This window comes from Burkholderia pulmonis, assembly GCF_984667975.1.
The window spans coordinates 566127-585401 of record NZ_OZ480187.1; the positions used below are offsets into that span (position 1 = coordinate 566127).

General features: G+C 66.5%; 17 protein-coding genes. 14 read left to right on the forward strand and 3 right to left on the reverse strand.

What is annotated here, in order from left to right; genetic code table 11:
• Positions 1-202: 202 nt before the first annotated feature.
• From AC5LXK_RS19325 to AC5LXK_RS19365, 9 genes are all read left to right on the forward strand, one after another.
• Positions 203-1807: a DUF2957 domain-containing protein gene (locus AC5LXK_RS19325; RefSeq protein ID WP_493393070.1), complete on the forward strand. Its 1605-nt coding sequence runs from the start codon at positions 203-205 to the stop codon at positions 1805-1807.
• A gap of 71 nt (positions 1808-1878) precedes the next feature.
• Positions 1879-3132 carry a DUF2957 domain-containing protein gene (locus tag AC5LXK_RS19330; RefSeq protein WP_493393071.1) on the forward strand — a complete coding sequence of 418 codons (1254 nt, stop codon included), beginning with the start codon at positions 1879-1881 and terminating at the stop codon, positions 3130-3132.
• 73 nt (positions 3133-3205) lie between these two features.
• A complete protein-coding gene (locus AC5LXK_RS19335) occupies positions 3206-4030 on the forward strand; it encodes an OmpW/AlkL family protein (protein WP_493393072.1) in 825 nt (274 codons plus the stop codon).
• A gap of 121 nt (positions 4031-4151) precedes the next feature.
• Entirely contained in the window at positions 4152-4655 is a 504-nt protein-coding gene (locus AC5LXK_RS19340; RefSeq protein ID WP_493393073.1) for a PraA/PraB family alkane oxidation protein activator, read from the forward strand.
• 182 nt (positions 4656-4837) lie between these two features.
• Positions 4838-5341 (forward strand): PraA/PraB family alkane oxidation protein activator, encoded by a 504-nt coding sequence (locus AC5LXK_RS19345; RefSeq protein WP_493393074.1) that lies wholly within the window; start codon positions 4838-4840, stop codon positions 5339-5341.
• Between the two features lie 231 nt (positions 5342-5572).
• Positions 5573-6694: a hypothetical protein gene (locus AC5LXK_RS19350; protein ID WP_493394018.1), complete on the forward strand. Its 1122-nt coding sequence runs from the start codon at positions 5573-5575 to the stop codon at positions 6692-6694.
• A 360-nt stretch (positions 6695-7054) separates the two neighbouring features.
• On the forward strand, positions 7055-8197 hold the full coding sequence (locus tag AC5LXK_RS19355) for an MGDG synthase family glycosyltransferase (protein ID WP_493393075.1): 1143 nt from the start codon (positions 7055-7057) through the stop codon (positions 8195-8197).
• Complete coding sequence (locus AC5LXK_RS19360) at positions 8194-8688, forward strand: hypothetical protein (RefSeq protein ID WP_493393076.1); 495 nt, start codon at positions 8194-8196, stop codon at positions 8686-8688. The genes AC5LXK_RS19355 and AC5LXK_RS19360 overlap by 4 nt, the downstream gene beginning before the upstream one ends.
• A gap of 6 nt (positions 8689-8694) precedes the next feature.
• The gene (locus AC5LXK_RS19365; protein WP_493393077.1) at positions 8695-9279 is read left to right on the forward strand and encodes a dual specificity protein phosphatase family protein; all 585 of its coding nucleotides are present in this window, start codon (positions 8695-8697) and stop codon (positions 9277-9279) included.
• Positions 9280-9366: 87 nt separating this feature from the next.
• Here the strand turns inward: AC5LXK_RS19365 and betA are convergent, their stop codons facing one another.
• The 3 genes from betA to betI are packed head-to-tail and all read right to left on the reverse strand — an operon-like array spanning position 9367 to position 13172.
• Entirely contained in the window at positions 9367-11067 is a 1701-nt protein-coding gene (betA, locus tag AC5LXK_RS19370) for a choline dehydrogenase (RefSeq protein WP_493393078.1), read from the reverse strand.
• An 18-nt stretch (positions 11068-11085) separates the two neighbouring features.
• A complete protein-coding gene (betB, locus tag AC5LXK_RS19375) occupies positions 11086-12555 on the reverse strand; it encodes a betaine-aldehyde dehydrogenase (protein WP_493393079.1) in 1470 nt (489 codons plus the stop codon).
• 32 nt (positions 12556-12587) lie between these two features.
• Positions 12588-13172 carry a transcriptional regulator BetI gene (gene betI / locus AC5LXK_RS19380; RefSeq protein ID WP_175906945.1) on the reverse strand — a complete coding sequence of 195 codons (585 nt, stop codon included), beginning with the start codon at positions 13170-13172 and terminating at the stop codon, positions 12588-12590.
• Positions 13173-13893: 721 nt separating this feature from the next.
• On the opposite strand from betI, the gene AC5LXK_RS19385 reads away from it, so the two are divergent.
• The 5 genes from AC5LXK_RS19385 to AC5LXK_RS19405 all read left to right on the forward strand — a co-directional run bounded on the left by AC5LXK_RS19385 (position 13894) and on the right by AC5LXK_RS19405 (position 19275).
• On the forward strand, positions 13894-14796 hold the full coding sequence (locus AC5LXK_RS19385) for an alpha/beta fold hydrolase (protein WP_493393080.1): 903 nt from the start codon (positions 13894-13896) through the stop codon (positions 14794-14796).
• A gap of 67 nt (positions 14797-14863) precedes the next feature.
• Positions 14864-15433: a methyltransferase family protein gene (locus AC5LXK_RS19390; protein ID WP_493393081.1), complete on the forward strand. Its 570-nt coding sequence runs from the start codon at positions 14864-14866 to the stop codon at positions 15431-15433.
• A 17-nt stretch (positions 15434-15450) separates the two neighbouring features.
• The gene (locus AC5LXK_RS19395; RefSeq protein ID WP_493393082.1) at positions 15451-16734 is read left to right on the forward strand and encodes a glycosyltransferase; all 1284 of its coding nucleotides are present in this window, start codon (positions 15451-15453) and stop codon (positions 16732-16734) included.
• Positions 16731-18326 (forward strand): DHA2 family efflux MFS transporter permease subunit, encoded by a 1596-nt coding sequence (locus tag AC5LXK_RS19400; RefSeq protein ID WP_493393083.1) that lies wholly within the window; start codon positions 16731-16733, stop codon positions 18324-18326. The genes AC5LXK_RS19395 and AC5LXK_RS19400 overlap by 4 nt, the downstream gene beginning before the upstream one ends.
• A gap of 10 nt (positions 18327-18336) precedes the next feature.
• Positions 18337-19275, forward strand: a complete 939-nt coding sequence (locus tag AC5LXK_RS19405) for a glycosyltransferase family 2 protein (protein WP_493393084.1) — start codon at positions 18337-18339, stop codon at positions 19273-19275.

Consider the following 19275-nt stretch of genomic DNA (forward strand, 5'->3'; position numbering starts at 1 on the left):
TCCGACGGCGCCGTGCCGCATGACGGCGCTGCGGGAGCGCGCTTGTCTGCCGCCGCGGCACATGCCGCATCTGCCTGAACGGCATCGCGGCCGCCTGGCGCGCACCGTCATGCGCCGCGCGTTCGTGCGGCGGCGCGATACCAACCGGCGGGCCATGCAGCTTGGCCGGAAGAGACTTGTCGTACCTGAAAAGGAGGGGTTGATGATTTGCATTCCTGAATGGCGGAAGGCGATCCTGTCGTGCGCGGTAGTCGCTTTGCCGTTCGTCGCCGGTTGCGGTGGCGGCGACGATCCGGGGCCGATCAACGTGCCGCAGTGCTCGGGCAGCGCCTGCGGGCCGAGCGGCGCCGAAACCACGCCGCCGGTCGTGACGAAGCTGTGTCCGGACGCGCTCGATTACACGACGACGTATACGGGCGGCTCGGGCAGCGGCGAATACGTGAAGGTGAAGTTCGACACGACGAAGCTCACCTATCAGATGCAGTTCATCGACTCGTCGGTGCCGACCTCGGCAGGGCAGATCAACAACACGCGCGCGGGCCTGACGATCAGCGGCGCGTTCCATCATCCGACCAATCTCCCGACGGCAGAGCAGAATCGTTGCGCGTTCGTGCTCGACAGCGGCGCGACGAGCGACGGTACGTATTCGGTGACGATCAATCGTGCGGATCCGCCGATGCTGTTCGTCGGCAACGGCGTGGTGGGCGGCGGGATTCCGGGCGCGACGATCGCGTTCCAGGGTATTGAACTCGCGCCGGGTTTCTTCATTGGCTCCGTACCGTCGCGCACGTTCGACTTCTATCCGTTCATCGGCTTTACCAACACCGAAACGGATTTCTCGAAGGTGGCCGGCGTGTACAACGAAGTCGGCATTCACCTGTCGCCGACCGGTACCAACTATCAGACCACCACGCCGCAGGGCTGGCAGCCGGACGTTGTGAACTGGAACCAGACACTCAACGCGGACGGTTCGTGCACGATCACGCAAGGCAGCGACTATTCCTGTCAGACGACCGGTTCGCCGTGGACATTGCGCAAGAATGCGGACGGTACGTCTGACAATGTGTTCGTCAGCAATGCGCAATCGGGCAAGGCGTATCCGACGGCAGGCCAGGGCCAGCCGCTCGTGATCATCGTGCCGAGCCAGGCGCACGGCGTGATGATCGTCGGAAAGCTGAACGGTGCGCTGGTGCCGGTCGTGATCCGTGTCGGGTATGCCTATGCAGCGCCGGGCAATCCGTTGGGCTCGGTGGCCGATGCGGAGGTTGGCATCTCGATGCTCGCCCCTGCCAAAGCCGTCGCGTCGAACGTGCTGAAGGGCGGGTTCATCGGTGCGACGAGTGCTTCCGCGTGCGGGGTGGTGACCAACAACGGGCCGGCGAGCAGCGCGGCGGGCCAGGGCCCGAGCTTCAACCCGTTCGTTCCGCATCCGGACCTGCCCGGCACGTTCAACACGGCTTTCAATTATTTCACGCCATCGGCCGGTAACTGCAGCGACGGCACCGCCGTGTCGACCATCGCGGCGAACTACACGTCGACGTTGTTCCAGGGTAATACCGCGGCGTTCATCGACCCGCAAACGTCGTCGGAGACTGCGCAGTTCGGATTGGACTATACGCAGGCGTCACCCGGCAAGATCGCGGTCACGGCCAACAGCGACTTCAACGCGAAGGGCGCGAACGGCAACGTGGCGATCTTCAAGAAGGGCGATACGGGCTGGATCCTGACGGCCGGCAACGTCTACGCGATGGTCGTCAACAACAGCCAGGTCAACCCGTTCTTCACGGTCGGCGCATTCGTCCAGTAACCCTGCATTGAACACGTAATACCGGCGGCGCGTGCGTCGCCGCCGGCGAATCGAATTTCAAGAGGATTCCTATGAATTTGAAACAATGGATGGCCGCGGCGTCGCTCGCGCCCGTGCTGGCCGCATGCGGCGGAGACGGCGACCCGCCGCCCGCGCCGGTGGTCCGGCTGTGCCCGCAGACGATCGACTACAACACGGTGTTCATCGGCGGGTCGGGGTCGGGCGAGCTCGTGAAAGTGCAGCTCGACACGACGAAGATGACGTACCGGATGACCTACCTCGCATCGCCGGTACCGACCACCGCGGGCACCGTGCAGCCGACGCGCGACACGGCCCCCGCGAATGTGGTCGACGGCACGCTGACCGACGAAACGGGGTTGCCGACGGTGAAGCTGAACCAGTGCACGTTCCGGATGCAGAACGCGAGCCTCGACCCGAGCCGGCCCGCGCGGCTGTTCCTCGGCGAAGGCGTGCTGGGTGGCGCGATTCCGGGCGCGACGATCCAGTTCAACGGCGTGATCGGCGTCGGCAAGATTCCGCAGACGACGTTCCCGTACTACCCGTTCATCAGCTTCTCGTCGCTCGAAACCGACCTGACGAAGATCGCCGGCACGTACAACCAGCTCGGCTATCACCAGGTGCCGTCGCAGAACTTCCAGCCGGTGGCGCTCGACCAGAAGGTGACGATCAACGCGGACGGCAGCTACGTCGAGACCGACAACTTCGGCAAGAAGAACGGCGGGCAGCCGCTTGCGTCGAGCGCGACCGTGAACCAGCCGTTCACGCTGCGTCCGGATGCGCCGGCGTTCCAGTCGCTCAACTACCTGCCGCAGATTCCGCCGACGCTCGCCGCGCTCGATCCGGCGAAGGCGGGCAAGGGGATCCTGATCGTCGGCAAGCTGCGCAACCAGCTCGTGCCGATCTTCATCCGCACCGGCGCGGCGAACGCGGACCTCACGCAAGGGCCGCCGAGCGCGGACGACGAATCGGGCATCTCGTTCCTGAGCCCGCAGACGGCGATCGCGCAGGGTTCGCAGGACGGCGAGTACACGGGCGTCGACAGTGCGTTCAACTACCGCGCGACCGCGCTCATCGGCGCACAGGCCACGCTGCTCGATCCGTTCAACGCGTCGCAGGCCGCGCTCACGCGCGCGCTGAACCTCGACTACACGCAGAAGGTGCCGGGGGTCGTGACGACCGTGCATGCGGATGCGGCGTCGGGGCCGGCAACCGGCAAGTTCGTGTTCACCGGCGGCGTATTCGGGTTCCTCGACATGAACGATACGAGCAACCCGTACTTCACGGTCGGCGCATTCGTGCAGTGACGCACGCCTGGATGGAGACACGGTGGCGCCGCGCGCAGATGCGCGGCGCCCGGACAGAATGAGGGGAGACTTCATGAAGAAGCTGATTGTCGCGGGTATCGTCGCAGGCGTGTCGACGCTCGCATCGGCCCAGCAGGCGGGCGACAACGTCGCGACGCTGGGCTGGCTGCACATCATGCCGCAGGATTCGACCAACGGGCTGACGACGAATCTCGCGGGCATGCCGATCAACGGGCCGCTGCGCCTGCCCGGTTCGTTCACGTCGCCGGGTACGAGCCTGACGGTCAACAACGCCGATACGGTCGGCCTCACGCTCACGCACTTCTTCACCGACCACATCGCGGTGACGTCGGTGCTCGGTGTGCCGCCCGAGTTCACACTGACCGGGCACGGCACGATCAAGCCGCCGGGCCCGGCCGGTGCGCTTGGCAGCGTCAACATGGACGACCCGGCGAACCAGCCGGCGGTGAAGAACGCGCGGCAGTGGAGCCCCACGATCATCCTGCAGTACTACTTCAATTCGTCGACGGCGCGGTTCCGGCCGTTCGTCGGGATCGGCGTGGCGTACAGCTGGTTCAGCAACATCGAACTGAACGGCAACTTCGCGAGAGACATCAACCAGAACCTCGGCAGCGTACTCGCGGCCGGCGCCGGCAAGCCGGGGCCGACGTCGGTGGAGGGCAAGGCGTCGTCGTCGTTCACGCCGGTCTACAACGTCGGCGCGAGCTATGCGATCGACAAGCACTGGGGGTTGACCGCGACGCTGACGTACATGCCGCTGAAGACCTATTCGTCGCTCGTGATCAAGGCGGCCGACGGCTCGACGCTCGCGACCACGCGTACGAAGTTGAAGGCCGACCCGCTGATCACGTTCGTCGGGATTTCCTACAAGTTCTGAGCCGACCGGCGCGCATGACGCGTGCCGGCGGTTTCCTGCGACCGGCTGGCCGGATCGTTCCGGCCGGAAGGTTGCGTTCCTGGCGGCGTGCCGCCATTTGTAAAGAGAGGGGGCAGTTCAAATGAGCATTCGCAAAATCGTATCGCTTGTTGCTGCAGTGGCTTTCACCGCGGTTTCGGCCGCGCCTGCTTTTGCCGTCACCGTTTCGCGTGCGGACGGTCAGCCGATGAACCCGAACGGCGAGCCGTTCTCCGCATCGGGCATCACGAACCTCAGCAAGGGAGCGATCAGCGCAGGCTGTACCGCAACCTTCAACGGCACGATCACGTCGACCGGCATCGTCAACATCACGTCGACGACGTTCACCGGCGGCGCGACGTGCTCGCTGATCAGTGGCAGCGCGAGCAGCACGACGCCGTGGACGGGTCAGGCCGACAGCACGACGCAGCTGTCGATCAACAACGTGAAGGTGAACGTCACGTTGCTCGGCACGTGCGGGCCGAGCAAGGTTGTGACGGCGTGGAGCGATGCGAACTCGTCGCTGACGTTCAACAACTCCGCGCTGACGCCGGACTGCACGGTGGGCGGCACCGTTCTGACGTCGCCGAAGTTCCACGTGCAGTAAGCGATCGCGGATCGAAGCGGATACCCGTTGCGCGCGAGGGCCGTGCGGTAGGCGCGGCGGGTTTTCGCGGCTTTGATGGGTTCGTGCCGTCGCGCGTATCGGCGCGGCGGCCGGATTCATTCCGCAGAGCGGCCGCAGTTCGGGTGGCAGGCCGCCACATATCGAGAGAGAGGGCCTCACAAATGAAAACTCGTCGAATCACGTTGCTTGTTGCGGCTGCGGCATTCGCCGCGGTCTCGGTCGCGCCTGCATTCGCAGTGACTGTTTCGCGCGCGGACGGCATGCCGATGAATCCGAATGGCGAGCCGTTTTCCGCGTCGGGGTTGATGAACGTCGGTAAGGGAGCGATTGTCGCGGTCTGCAGTACCACGTTCAACGGTACGATCTCGGCGACCGGTATCGTCAACGTGACGTCGACGCAGTTCACCGGGGCTCCCCTCTGCGGCTTGTTCGCCGGTAGCGCGAACAGCGCTTCGCCGTGGACGGGACAGGTGGATAGCACGACACAGTTGTCGATCAATAACGCGCAGATGAACGTCAATTTGCTCGGGGCTTGCGGGCCGGGAAAGATAGCAACGACATGGAAAGACTCGGACTCGTCGCTGACGTTCATGAACGTCGTGCTGCCGCGTGATTGCACGTTCGCCGGGACGCTCGCGACGTCGCCGAAGCTCCACGTGCAGTAACCATGACCGAGCGAAGCGGGGCGCCCGCCCGTGCATGAGGATCGTGTGGTTCGCACGTGAGTTTTCGCTTCCTCGATGTATTCGCGTCGTCGCGCTTATCCGCGTGACGGCCGAGCCACCCGTGTTGCGATCCGATACGGGTGGACTTGTCGGGCTGGCGTGACGTACTGCGCCCCCGACTCGATTGAAACAAAACGATTCCAATTCGACCAGAACTATCCCGGACGACCCATGCTTACCGATCCAGCAAAGTATGGCGAGGCCCGCGGTGCGACGCCTGACCGGCTGCGCACGGCCGCGTGGCTGCAGTACCTGATCGACCATCTCGACGCGACTGCTTGCGCGGCGATGGCGGGCGAGGCGGACGACATGACTGTTGTCGCGTCGCACGCGATACGCGTGCAGGCCGGCGTCGACCTGTCTCACGAAGCCGCTGCGATCCTCCACCGGCTCGTCCCGTGGATCGCGACGGACGGCGGCGGCTGCGCATGCGACCCGGCCGATCCGCTCGGCGCATGCTCGCATGTGCCGTCCGCACAGCAGCTCGCGGAAGCCGAACGTTGCTGCCCTGGCTCGCGCACCGTATTCGACACCGCGCACGGCGTGATCGATGCGTGTGCATTCGACGACCCGGATGTCGGCTGGGCCGCGCTCGAACGGATCGCCGGCGGCGTCGAATACGGCAACGAAGACGCCGTCGAACGCATCGCCCACGAACATGACGCGCACGGCGAGACGCCGCCTGCCAAGAACCTGAGGGAACGACTGACCGCCATCGCGGCGACGGGCACGGCAACACCACCCCGTCCCGGCGCCGTCATCGATGCGATCGTGTTACGCACATGCGGCCCGCGCGACGACGCGGCACGCATCGACGAGATGGCAGCGCTCGCGATGTTCTCGGCCGAACTCGCTGCCGGCAACGGGGTGTCGGTTGCCGCGTACGGCGGCCAGCACAACCTCGTTGCGCGGGCAATCAGCACGCATCGCACCGATCTCGCGTCGGCGGACGGGCTGTTCGCGGCGTTATCCGTGTGCCGGCTCGATCAGCTGACAGGCGCCGGCAGTTTCTGGGCGTACTCGCTGCTGGCAGGCATCATGATCGCCGCGCCGGACACGGTTCGGGACATCGGTCGTCGCTTTCATGGCGACACGTGGCAAACGTGGCTCGACCACGTGCTCGCGTGGCCGGCGGTCAGCCGCTTCAGGCCGAAGGAGGATGCCGCATTCGACCGTCTGCGCGGTGCGATGAGCCTCACGTCGCGCTGGAACCCGATCATCCGCGCCAAGCGGATGCGGACGCGGGCCGTTGCGATCTCCCGCTTCGGCGAAGACGAGGGCGACGCGGGCTGATACGAAGCCTTGGCCGGAACGAAGCGACAGGATTCAACCTCTCGCGCGAGCCCTCCGTTCGCGTCGAAGTATCGAGCCCCGTTCGCCCGCGCGAGCGGGGCGTCACGCCGTCCGCATCGACGCGCGACCGCCCACCCGCCCAACCCGACCGCCCGCGCGGCATCGTCCGTCCCGGGCCCCATCGACCGGACGCAGTATGATTCCGCAGACGATGCGGGCGCTCGACCGATCCGATCCAGCCGTTCGCCCGCACCGCTGAAGATCCGCCAGGCTTGTTGAAAGCCGGATGCAAGATGGCGCCGCGTCACGGCGTCGCTGCCGAACCGCATCCGGGCCACCATCATCGAAACGGTCAGTCAGATGTCAAAGCAAAGCAAGAAAATCCTGCTCCTGAGCGTGAGCGCCGGCGCCGGGCATACCCGCGCGGCCGAAGCGATCCGCGCATTCGCCGACCACCATCCGGCCGGCATCGACGCCATCCACCTGGACGTGATGGACTTCGTGTCCACCGGCTTCCGCAAGCTGTACACCGATCTCTACATCAAGCTCGTCAGCAGCCAGCCGGCGCTGTGGGGCTACCTGTACCAGAAGACCGACGAGGTCGATCCGGCCGCCGCGTCGCAGAAGATCCGGCGCGCGATCGAGCGGCTCAACTGCCGCCAGTTGCTCGCGGAGATCGAACGGCAGCGCCCGGACGCAATCATCTGCACGCACTTCCTGCCGGCCGAACTGCTGTCGCGCGAGATCCGCAAGGGGCGCGTCGACACGCCGGTGTGGGTGCAGGTCACCGATTTCGACCTGCACAGCATGTGGGTCGTGCCGCACATGCGCGGCTATTTCGCGGCGAACGACGAGATCGCCTGGCGCATGCACGCGCGCGGCATGGCGCCGGAAACGGTGCACGTCAGCGGCATCCCGATCATGCCGGCGTTCGGCCAGCCGCTCGATCGCGCGACCTGTGCGGCAGAGTTCGGCCTCGATCCCGCGCGCCGCACGTTCCTGATGATGTCCGGCGGCGCGGGCCTCGGCGGGCTCGACGTGCTGGCCGCGCGCCTGCTCGAGATGGACGACGATTTCCAGCTGATCGCGCTGGCCGGCAAGAACCAGACGATGCTGGCCTCGCTGCAGGCGCTCGCCGCGCGGCATCCGGGGCGGCTCTTTCCGCAGGGCTTCACGCAGCAGGTCGAACGCCTGATGGCCTGCGCCGATCTCGTGATCACGAAGCCGGGCGGCCTGACGACGTCCGAATGCCTCGCGATGCAGTTGCCGATGATCGTCAATTCGCCGATTCCGGGCCAGGAAGAGCGCAACGCGGATTTCCTGCTCGAACAGGGCGTCGCGCTGAAGGCCATCGACGACGATGCGCTCGTCTACCGGATCCGCGCGTTGCTGCAGACGCCGGAGCGCCTGGTCGACATGCGTCGCCGCCTGGCGCCGCTCGGGCGGCCGCTCGCCGGCCGCTTCGTGCTCGACCGTGTGCTGGGCCTGGAGCCGGCCGCATGAGCGTCGCGCGTTTCCTCCCGACGCGCCACACGCTGTTCGTCGTCGCATGGGTCGTGCTGCTCGCGTATTTTTTCGCGAACGTCGAGATCCAGATCGAGGGCAGCGCGGGCTGGGCCGCGAACCTGCCGACCTGGCGCATCGAGCATCACTGGCTGCTCGACATCTTCTGGGGCGGGCGGCCGATGACCGGCTACCACGCCTGGGTGTTCCCGTTCGTCGCGCTGTTCTTCCACCTGCCGCCGATCTTCAACGCGCGGTGGTCGTGGCGCATCGAGGCGCGGATCATCGCGTGCATCATGGTGTTCTGGCTGACCGAAGATTTCCTGTGGTTCGTGCTGAATCCGGCCTACGGCCTGGCGCGCTTCAACCCCGCCAATGTGCCGTGGCACATCCACTGGCTGGGCGTGGCGCCGACCGACTACTGGACCATGAGCGCTGCCGCGATCGTGCTGTTCATCCTGTCCCGCGAGCGCAAGCGCGCATTCTATTGACCCGACATGAAAATCGCCGTCATTGCCTCGATCGCCGTCACGCTCGCCGCGCTCGTGCAGCCGGCCTGCGCGGACCCGGCTTCCGGCGTATCCGCCCGGCCGGTCAAATGGGCGCAGAGCATCGCCGATGCGCACGTCAACAACCTGCATCGGATCACGCCGTCGCTGTATCGCAGCGCGCAGCTGTCGCGTTCGGACGTGCCGGAACTGGAGAAGCTCGGCATCCGCAAGGTCATCAGCTTCCGCTCGTTTCACGCGGACGACACCATCCTGGCCGGCACGCAGATCCGCATGCAACGCATCCGGATCAACACGTGGGACATCCGAGACGAAGACATGGTTACCGCGCTGAAGGCGCTGCGCACGGCCGACCAGGACGGCCCGGTGCTGATCCACTGTCAGCACGGCGCCGATCGCACGGGCCTCGTGTCCGCGCTGTACCGGATGGTGTACCAGGGCTGGACGCGCGAGCAGGCGCTCGATGAGCTGCAGCATGGCGGCTACGGCTTTCATCCGGTCTGGCAGAACATCACGAACTACCTGAAGCACGTCGACGTCGAGCGTTTGCGGCAGGAAGTGAACAGCGGCTGACGGAGAAAGCGAAAACGCCGCCGACAGTGACTGTCGGCGGCGTTTCGTCGGCACACCATCGAAGTGCGGGCCGTGCGCCCGCGTGCGTCAGACCGTCTCGGGTTGCCGCACGGCCTTCGCGACATTGCGCGCCAGTGCGCCGTTCGCGACGAAGTACGGCACGTCGACCCGTGCGAGCGGCTGGAGGCCGCGGATCTTGTCGGCGATCTTCTCGGCGATCATGATCGTCGGCGCGTTCAGGTTGCCGGTCGTGATGATCGGCATGATCGACGCATCGACGACGCGCAGCCCTTCGAGCCCGTGCACGCGGCCTTCTTCATCGACCACCGCCATGTCGTCGTAACCCATCTTGCACGAGCATGACGGATGGAACGCGGTTTCCGCGCGGGCGCGCACGAACGCGTCGAGTTCCTGGTCGCTCTTGCAGTCGGCGCCCGGGTTCAGCTCGCGGCCGCGATAGCGGTCGAGCGCGGGCTGCCGCATGATCTCGCGCGTCGCGCGGATCGCATCGCGGAACTCGCGCCAGTCGAGCGCTTCGGCCATGTAGTTGAACAGGATGCTCGGGTGGTCGTTCGGGTCGCGCGAGCGCAGCTTCACGCGGCCGCGGCTCGGCGAACGCATCGAGCCGACGTGCGCCTGGAAGCCGTGCATCTCGATTGCATTCGAGCCGTTGTAGTTGATCGCCACCGGCAGGAAGTGATACTGGATGTTCGGCCACAGATCATCGTCGCGCGTGCGGATGAAGCCACCCGCTTCGAAGTGGTTGCTCGCGCCGAGGCCGGTGCCGTTCAGCATCCATTCGAGGCCGATCTTCGGCTGGTTCCACCACTTGAGCGCCGGGTACAGTGAAACCGGCTCCTTGCACTCGTACTGGATGTACATCTCCAGGTGGTCCTGCAGGTTCTGGCCGACGCCGGGCAGGTCGAGCACGACGGGAATGTCGAGTGCCTTCAGCCATGCGCCGGGGCCGACACCCGAGCGCTGCAGCAGCTGCGGCGATGCGATCGCGCCGCTGCACACGAGCACTTCGCGGCGCGCATGCGCGGTCGCGCGCTCGCTGCCGCGCAGGTACGTGACGCCCGACGCGCGCTTGCCGTCGAACAGGATGCGGTCGGCGAGCGCGTGCGTGACGATCTCGAGGTTCGGCCGCACCTTCGCCTGGTCGAGATAGCCGCGCGCGGTGCTCGCGCGGCGGCCCTTCGGCGTGACGGTGCGGTCCATCGGGCCGAAGCCTTCCTGCTGATAGCCGTTCAGGTCGTCGGTGCGCGGATAGCCGGCCTGCACGCCTGCATCGACCATCGCCTCGAACAGCGGGTTCACGCCCGGCTTGCTGGTCGTGACGGACACGGGGCCGCTGCCGCCGTGATAGTCGTTCGGGCCGACGTCGCGCGTCTCGGCTTTCTTGAAGTACGGCAGGCAGTCGAGATACGTCCAGTTCTCGAGGCCCTTGTGCGTCGACCAGTTGTCGTAATCGAGCGCGTTGCCGCGGATGTAGCACATGCCGTTGATCAGCGACGAGCCGCCGAGCCCCTTGCCGCGGCCGCATTCCATCCGGCGGTTGTCCATGTGCGGCTCGGGGTCGGTCTCGTACGCCCAGTTGTAGCGGCGGCCCTGCAGCGGGTAGGCGAGGGCGGCCGGCATCTGCGTGCGGAAGTCGAAGCGGTAGTCGGGACCACCGGCTTCGAGCAGCAGCACCGTGACGTCCGGATCTTCCGTCAGGCGCGTTGCGAGCACGTTGCCCGCGGAACCTGCGCCGCAGATGATGTAGTCGTATTCGCGTGTCGTCATGACGGTCAGTCTCCTTTCTTAAAACACCGGGTTGTAGCGGCCGAGCTCGACCTGCACCGACTTGATTCGAGTGTAGTGCTCGAGCGTCGTGATGCCGTTCTCGCGTCCGACACCGGATTGCTTGTATCCGCCAACCGGCATCTCGGCCGGCGATTCGCCCCACGTGTTGATCCAGCAGATGCCGGCTTCGAGGCGATGGATCGTGCGGTGCGCACGCGACAGGTTCTCGGTCACGACGCCGGCCGCGAGGCCGTAGTGCGTGTCGTTCGCGCGGGCGATTACTTCGTCCTCCGATTCGAAATCGAGGATGCTCATCACCGGCCCGAAGATTTCCTCGCGGACGATCTTCATGTCGTCGCGGCAGTCGCCGAACACGGTCGGCGCGACGTACTGGCCGCTGCCGAAATGGCCGTCGGTCAGGCGCGTGCCGCCCGCGAGCAGCTTCGCGCCTTCGGCCTTGCCGCTTTCGATGAAGCCGAGCACCTTGTCGAGCTGCGCGGCCGACACGAGCGGGCCGAAGTTGGTGTCGGCATCGGTCGGCTTGCCGACGCGGATGCGCTTCACGCGTTCGAGCACTTTCTGCGTGAACGCGTCCTTGATCGAACGGTGCACGAACACGCGCGTGCCGTTCGTGCAGACCTGGCCCGAGCTGAAGAAGTTGGCGGTCACCGCGATGTCGGCCGCGCGGTCGAGGTCCGCATCGTCGAACACGATCAGCGGCGACTTGCCGCCGAGCTCCATCGTCACTTCCTTCAGCGACGACGCGCCGGCGAGCGACATCACCTTCTTGCCCGTCTCGACGCCGCCGGTGAACGACACCTTCGCGATGTCCGGGTGGCCGGTCAGCAGCGCGCCGACCGAGCCGTCGCCCTGCACGACGTTGAACACGCCGGCCGGCACGCCGGCTTCCGTATAGATTTCCGCGAGCTTCAGCGCGGTGAGCGGCGTGACTTCGCTCGGCTTGAACACCATCGCGTTGCCGGCCGCGAGCGCGGGCGCCGTCTTCCAGCACGCGATCTGGATCGGGTAGTTCCACGCGCCGATGCCTGCGCACACGCCGAGCGGCTCGCGGCGCGTATAGACGAACGACTCGGCGCGCAACGGCACCTGCAGCCCTTCGATCGCGGTCGCGAGGCCCGCGTAGTACTCGATCACGTCCGCGCCGGTGACGATGTCGACCGCGAGCGTCTCGCCGATCGGCTTGCCGGTGTCGCGCGTTTCCAGCGCCGCGAGTTCGTCGTTGCGTTCGCGCAGCAGGTCGACCGCGCGGCGCAGGATGCGCGAGCGCTGCATCGCGGTCATCGCGGCCCATTCGCGCTGGCCTGCCTGTGCGGATGCGACGGCACGGTCGACGTCGGCCGCGCTCGCCTGCTGCACCTGCGCGAGCAGTTCGCCGGTGGCGGGATCGAAGGTGTCGAAAGTCTTGCCGCTCGTGGCGTCGACGTAACCGCCGCCGATGTAGAGGCGCTGCAAACCGAATACGGACATGAGGATCTCCTTGAGGGCGACTGCGTGACGCGTCAGGCGGACGCGAGCAGCAGGTCGATGTAATCGTGGGCGAGCTTCAATGCCGCCCGGGTATCGATCGGGCCGCCGGCGAGCGCGCCGCGCAGCCACAGGCCGTCGATCAGCGCGGCAAGGCCGCCGGCGGCTTCGCGCGCTTTCGTGCGCGGCAGGGCCTTCGCGAATTCGGCGCACAGGTTCGAATGGAGGCGCCGCGTGTTGACGTGCTGCAGGCGCTTGAGCATCGGGTCGTGCATGCTCTGAGACCAGAACGCGAGCCACGTCTTCATCACGGGCGCGCTGACCTGCGTGTCGTCGAAGTTCGCGGCGACGATCGCGCGCAGCCGCGAACGCGGATCCTTGCGTGCGGCCGTGCGGCGGCGCGTGGTGGCCGACCACAGGTCGCGCAGCACGTGCCGCATCGTCGCTTCAAGCAGGCCGTCCTTGTCGCCGAAGTAGTGGCTGACGATGCCCGTCGAGATGTTCGCGCGTTGCGCGACCGATGCGAGCGTCGTGCCGGGCAGGCCCGCTTCGTCGATCGAGCGCAGCGTGGCATCGATCAACTGTGCGCGGCGAATCTCCCGCATTCCGACTTTCGGCATCGCGACTCCCTTCGCCCGGACGGGCCGTCCATGGAAGTCGAGAGCTTAGCGGTTTTTTATTGATCGTTCAATCAACAAAAAACCGGGGTCGAACGGCGACATGACCCCCGATAACGGGGAACGATTGTGTTCGCGGTCATGTGCAGGTGCGGAAAAACGAATTGAAAGAAGGTTAATTAAATTGGAATCTGTTTAAAACGGTTTATGAAAAATGGCGCAATGCCGGGGACAATTTCCGCTGCTGTTTTTCATTACATCTCGAAAGAATGTCGAACTCTGTAATATTGTTCGCGATGTGAAATCGTCAATCCGGATCGTGAAGGCATATCGTGTTCAAAAATTCGTTTCAATCAACCGATTTAAACAAAATATCTGATTGAATTTAAAGAGATATTGATGATTTGACGACCTCGGTGCGGATTGTTCGCAAACGATTGCGATCACCTTTCAAAGGATTCCGTCTACCATATAAATTGATAAAAAAATTTGAAACCGGTGCATTTCCCGACCGAGTAGAGGGGATCCTTGGAATGACTTGAGTAAGTAATATCGACCGTATTAGTATGGCGCCGCACTACGAGGAATGAATGGGCACCGCGGGCATTTTCCGCGGTGCGTCGGCAATGGGCGCGATGACGGACCGCGCACGGGGCCGGCACCCGCCATTGCGCACCTGCAGCATGCCGCGACGTCGAGACGCCGCATCCACCGGAGAACGACGATGCCGACCGAAAAACACGTGGTCCCGCTGCCGAATGGTCTGAAGGTCTACGTCGAACGGAACGTGTTCGACCCGGCGTTCGACACGGCGATGCTCGTCAATGGCGCACTCGCGACGACCGCGTCGTTCGGCCAGACCGTCCAGTATCTCGGCGAGCGGATGAACACGATCTGCTTCGACTTGCCGTATGCGGGGCAGTCGCGCCAGCACAACCCGGACTGCTACGTCCTGACCAAGGACGACGAGGCCGCGATCCTCCAGCACCTGGTCGAGCATTTCGCGCCCGCGTACCTCGTGTCGGTGTCGTGGGGCGGCGTCGCGTCGCTGTTCGCGCTCGCGCGCGGCTGCCCGAGCGTGCGGCGCGCGGCGATCTGCTCGTTCTCGCCGTTCCTGAACGACGCGATGGTCGACTACGTGACGCGCGCCCGCGACCACATCGCGGCCGGCGAGAACCTGAAGGCCGCGCAGTTGCTGAACGACACGGTCGGCCGCTACCTGCCGCGCATCATGAAGCTGTACAACTACCGGTATCTCACGCGCCTGCCGCGCGACGAGCAGGACCAGGTCGCGTTCCACGTCGACCAGATCCTGTCGCTGCAGCCCGAACGCTACTTCAGCGAATTCGCGAACATCGGCTGCGAACTGCTGTTCCTGAACGGCGAGCGCGACGAATACACGACGCCGGCCGACGTGCGCCAGCTCGGCGCGCACGTGTCGCGCGCGCGCTTCGCGACGGTGCCGGACGCCGGCCATTTTCTCGACATCGAGGGCCGCGCGCAGCGCGAATACACGCGCACGACGCTGCTCGACTTCTTTTGCGGCGAGGTGCCCGTCGCGGCCGGCCTCGCTCACGCGGCCGCGCATGCGTGCATGCCCGCGCCGATGCACGCGCTGTCATCGTGACGCCATCCGTCGTGCATCGGGCTCGTCCCGCGCATCCGAATTCCCATCCCAACGAGGCAGGCCCGCCGTGAATATCGTTCAGACCATCGCCATCGTCGTTCCGTGGGCCGCGTGGCTCGCGTACTGGATCGCCACGTCGCAGCGCGCGAAAACGACCGTGCGCAAGGAAGCGTCGCGCTCGCGCACGCTGCAGTCGATTCCGCTGATCGTCGGCGGCGCGCTGATCATCCTGCCCGATCCGTCGTGGCAGGCGCTCGTGCCCGACTGGCAGCGCTTCGGGCTGCCGGCGCAGTGCGGGCTCGCGGTGCTGGTGGCGGGCCTGCTGTTCTCGGTATGGGCGCGGTTGCATCTCGGCACGAACTGGAGCGTGTCGGTCACGCTGAAGGAAGACCATGAACTCGTCCGCACGGGCCCGTACGCGCTCGTGCGTCACCCGATCTACACGGGCTGCCTGATCGCGCTGGTGGGCGCCGCGCTGATCGGCGGCGAATGGCGCGGCGCGATCGGCGTGCTGCTCGTGTTCGCGTCGCTCGCCTACAAGGTGCGCGTCGAGGAAAGCTGGCTGACCGGATATTTCGGGCCGGCCTATACGCAGTATCGCCGCGAGGTCGCGGCGCTGATTCCCGGCTTCTACTGACACCCGCGAGGCGCGCGATGGCGAAGATGATCGTGACCGCGATCGGCTCGGCGGGCGACGTGCATCCGCTGCTCGGCGTCGCGCGCACGCTCGCGGCGCGCGGTCACGACGTCGTGTTCTGCACGCACGCGCCGTTCGAGGCGGTCGTGCGCCGCTGCGGTTTCGCGTTCGTGCCGGTCGGCACCGCGGCCGAATACGAGGCCGCGATGGCGAACCCGGCGCTGTGGGATCCGCGCACGTCGTTTCGCACGTTGTGGCAGGTGATCGCGCCGATGTTGCGCCCGCACTACGACGCGCTGCATGCGCTGACCGATGCGGACACGGTGCTCGTCGGCACGCTGTGGGCGTTTTCCGCGCGCTTCATGCAGGAGCGGCACGGCACGCCTTACGTGTCGGTGCAGGTGTCGCCGTCGACGCTGCTGTCCGCGCATGCGCCGCCGACCCACCCGCGCCTGACGATTCCCGCGCGCTGGCCGCTGCCGGTGAAGTCGGCGCTGATGACGCTGATCGAGCGCCAGGTGCTCGACCGCGTGTGCGGCCCCGCGCTCAATGCGGTGCGCCGCGAGCTGGGGCTCGCGCCCGCACGGCGCGTGCTCGGCCGCTGGCTGCATTCGACCGATGGCGTGCTGTGCCTGTTTCCCGGCTGGTTCGCGCCGCCGCAGCCCGACTGGCCGTCGAATCATCTGCAAAGCGGCTTTCCTTTGTTCAACGATATTGCGACCCCCGACGATGATGTGGCACTCGATGCGTTTCTCGCGGCCGGCGAGCCCCCGGTCGTGTTTACGGCCGGTTCGACTCTCGTCGATCACGCGGCCTATGCGCGCGCGGTGGCGGATGCGCTGCGCGCGACGGGTGCGCGCGGGATCCTGCTGACGCCGCACGATGCGGCACCGGGTGATGGCCGGCTGCTCGTGCGCCGCTTCGTGCCGATGCGCGCGCTGCTGCCGCGTTGTCGCGCGCTCGTGCATCACGGCGGGATCGGCACGGCGGCGCTCGCGTGCGAAGCCGGAATCGTGCAGGTCGTCACGCCGTTCGCGCACGACCAGTTCGACAATGCGCAACGCGTCGTCGCGAACGGCTGCGGCGTGCGGATCGACGGTACGGTCGACGGCGTGCGGCTCGGCGCGGCGCTTGCGCGCGTGCTCGACGAACCCGCGTTCGCGGTGCACGCGAAGCGCGTGCGTGCGCTGCTCGCGGCCGCACCGGACGGCTGCGACGCGGCCGCCGATTTCATCGAACGCTTCGCCCCGGCGCGCGGTCGGGTGGCCGCGCGGGCCGATGTCGCGGTGGCCGGCGCATGAGCACCGCGTCGCCGCTTCACGACGGGCCCGTCGCGCCGTCGGCGTTCGACGGGCCGGCGAGCGCGCCGGCCGCGCAGCCGGTGCGCGGCATCCGGCTGGCGCTGCTGACGTTCGCGCTGTCGCTCGCGACCTTCATCGAGGTGCTCGACTCGACCGTGACGAACGTCGCGGTGCCGGCGATCTCCGGCAGTCTCGGCGTATCGAACAGCCAGGGCACCTGGGTGATCAGCTCGTACTCGGTCGCGGCCGCGATCGCGGTGCCGCTCACCGGCTGGCTCGCGCGCCGCGTGGGCGAGCTGCGGCTGTTCGTCGGCGCGGTGCTGCTGTTCACGCTCACGTCGCTGCTGTGCGGGCTCGCACGCGACCTGCACGTGCTGGTGATCTGCCGCGCGCTGCAGGGGCTGTGCTCGGGGCCGATGGTCCCGCTGTCGCAGACGATCCTGCTGCGCACGTTCCCGCCCGACAAGCGCACGATCGCGCTCGCGCTGTGGGCGATGACGGTGCTGCTCGCGCCGATCTTCGGGCCGGTGGTCGGCGGCTGGATCGTCGACAACTTCTCGTGGCCGTGGATCTTCCTGATCAATTTGCCGATCGGGCTGTTCTCGTTCGCGGTGTGCACCGCGATGCTGCGGCCCGACGCGCAGCGCGGCGCGGCCGGCCCGGTCGACGTGCCGGGCATCGTGCTGCTCGTGATCGGCGTCGGCTCGCTGCAGGCGATGCTCGACCTCGGCCACGACCGCGGCTGGTTCGACTCGCCGCTGATCGTCACGCTCGCGGTGGTCGCGACGCTCGCGATCGTGTCGCTGCTGATCTGGGAAGCGGGCGAAGCGCATCCCGTCGTCGATCTCAGCCTGTTTCGCGACCGCACGTTCTCGTTCTGCGTGCTGATCATCTCGCTCGGGATGATGAGCTTCTCGGTGGTCGGCGTCGTGTTCCCGCTGTGGATGCAGGCGGTGATGGGCTACAACGCGTTTCATGCGGGGCTCGCGACCGCGTCGCTCGGCGTGCTCGCGCTGGTGTTCTCGATTCTCGTCGGGTTGCATGCGCACCGTTTCGACGCGCGCGTGCTCGCGACGTTCGGCTTCCTGGTGTTTGCCGCCGTGCTCGCGTGGGACGCGCATTTCACGCTGAAGATGACGTTCGCGCAGATCGCCGCGCCAGGGCTGATCCAGGGGATCGGGCTGCCGTGCTTCTTCATTCCGCTGACCGCCGCGACGCTGTCGCGCATTCCGGACGACCGGCTCGCCGCCGCGTCGAGCCTGTCGAACTTCCTGCGCACGCTGTCGGCCGCGTTCGGCACCGCGATGAGCGTGACGCTGTGGGACAACCGCGCGACGTATCACTACGACGTCGTGTCGCAATCGGTCACGCATGCATCGGCGAACACGCAGCGCTTCGTACACACGCTGAACGCGATGGGCGTGGACGGTGTACGCGAGCTGACGACATTGCATCAGGTCGTGATGCAGCAGGCGTACATGATGGCGACCAACGACATGTTCTGGATGGCGAGCATGACGTGTCTCGCGCTCGCCGCGATGATGTGGCTGACGCGGCCGAAGCGCGGCGCGGCCGCGTCGTTCGGGCATTGAGGAGAAGACCATGACGACACTCGGCGCACTCGTGATCCTGTATCACCCGACCGATGCCCAGCTCGACGCGCTCGGCGCCTGGCGGCACGCATGCGACGCGCTGCTCGTCGTCGACAACACGCCGCAGCCCGATGAGCGTGCGCGCGACCTGTGTGCGCGCGAAGGTATCGCGCTGCTGCATCACGGCAATCGCGGCGGGATCGCGGGCGCGTACAACGCGGGCCTCGCGGCGCTGTTTCGCGACCGGCTCGACGCGGTTGCGCTGTTCGACCAGGATTCGTCGGTGCCGGCTGCGTACTTCCCGGCGATGCGCGATGTCTGCGCGGGGCTGGCAGGCCGTGCGTTCCTCGCCGGCCCTCGCATCTTCGACGAAAACGCGCGCAGCTTCCTGCCCGAACTCGCGACAAACGGTATCGGCCTGCGCCGCCTGCGCATCGAGCCGGGCACGCCGATGCAGCGCTGCGCATTCCTGATCTCGTCGGGCTGCGTCGTGTCGCGCGACGCGTTCGACGTGCTCGGCCGCTTCGACGAAACGCTGTTCATCGATCACGTCGACACCGAATACAGTTTCCGCGCGCTGTCGCGCAACGTGCCGCTCTACGTCGTGCCGTCGCTGGTGCTGCCGCACCGGATCGGCTCGAAGCAGCGGCACGCGATCGGCCCTTTCGAAATGACGTCGATGAATCATTCGTGGCAACGGCGCTACTACAGCGCGCGCAATGCGGTGCAGCTCGGGATGCAGTACGGGCTGCGCTTTCCGGTGGCGATCGTGCCGAACCTGCTGACCGTGTGGCAGGTCGTGCAGATCGCGCTCGTCGAGCGCGACAAGCGCGCGAAGCTGGCCGGCATCCTGTTCGGCGTCGCGGACGGCCTGTTCGGCCGGCTCGGCCCGCTCGAGCGTACGCGGCCGCGTCTGGCCGCGCGTGTGCAGCGCGTACAGCAGGGGTGA

Coding starts and splice junctions, on each gene's coding strand:
- AC5LXK_RS19345 (WP_493393074.1), top strand. CDS start 4,838: ATGAAAACTCGTCGAATCACGTTGCTTGTTGCGGCTGCGGCATTCGCC.
- betI (WP_175906945.1), bottom strand. CDS start 13,172: ATGCCGAAAGTCGGAATGCGGGAGATTCGCCGCGCACAGTTGATCGAT.
- betA (WP_493393078.1), bottom strand. CDS start 11,067: ATGACGACACGCGAATACGACTACATCATCTGCGGCGCAGGTTCCGCG.
- AC5LXK_RS19350 (WP_493394018.1), top strand. CDS start 5,573: ATGCTTACCGATCCAGCAAAGTATGGCGAGGCCCGCGGTGCGACGCCT.
- AC5LXK_RS19405 (WP_493393084.1), top strand. CDS start 18,337: ATGACGACACTCGGCGCACTCGTGATCCTGTATCACCCGACCGATGCC.
- AC5LXK_RS19395 (WP_493393082.1), top strand. CDS start 15,451: ATGGCGAAGATGATCGTGACCGCGATCGGCTCGGCGGGCGACGTGCAT.
- AC5LXK_RS19325 (WP_493393070.1), top strand. CDS start 203: ATGATTTGCATTCCTGAATGGCGGAAGGCGATCCTGTCGTGCGCGGTA.
- AC5LXK_RS19365 (WP_493393077.1), top strand. CDS start 8,695: ATGAAAATCGCCGTCATTGCCTCGATCGCCGTCACGCTCGCCGCGCTC.
- AC5LXK_RS19335 (WP_493393072.1), top strand. CDS start 3,206: ATGAAGAAGCTGATTGTCGCGGGTATCGTCGCAGGCGTGTCGACGCTC.
- AC5LXK_RS19330 (WP_493393071.1), top strand. CDS start 1,879: ATGAATTTGAAACAATGGATGGCCGCGGCGTCGCTCGCGCCCGTGCTG.
- AC5LXK_RS19400 (WP_493393083.1), top strand. CDS start 16,731: ATGAGCACCGCGTCGCCGCTTCACGACGGGCCCGTCGCGCCGTCGGCG.
- AC5LXK_RS19385 (WP_493393080.1), top strand. CDS start 13,894: ATGCCGACCGAAAAACACGTGGTCCCGCTGCCGAATGGTCTGAAGGTC.
- AC5LXK_RS19355 (WP_493393075.1), top strand. CDS start 7,055: ATGTCAAAGCAAAGCAAGAAAATCCTGCTCCTGAGCGTGAGCGCCGGC.
- AC5LXK_RS19340 (WP_493393073.1), top strand. CDS start 4,152: ATGAGCATTCGCAAAATCGTATCGCTTGTTGCTGCAGTGGCTTTCACC.
- betB (WP_493393079.1), bottom strand. CDS start 12,555: ATGTCCGTATTCGGTTTGCAGCGCCTCTACATCGGCGGCGGTTACGTC.
- AC5LXK_RS19360 (WP_493393076.1), top strand. CDS start 8,194: ATGAGCGTCGCGCGTTTCCTCCCGACGCGCCACACGCTGTTCGTCGTC.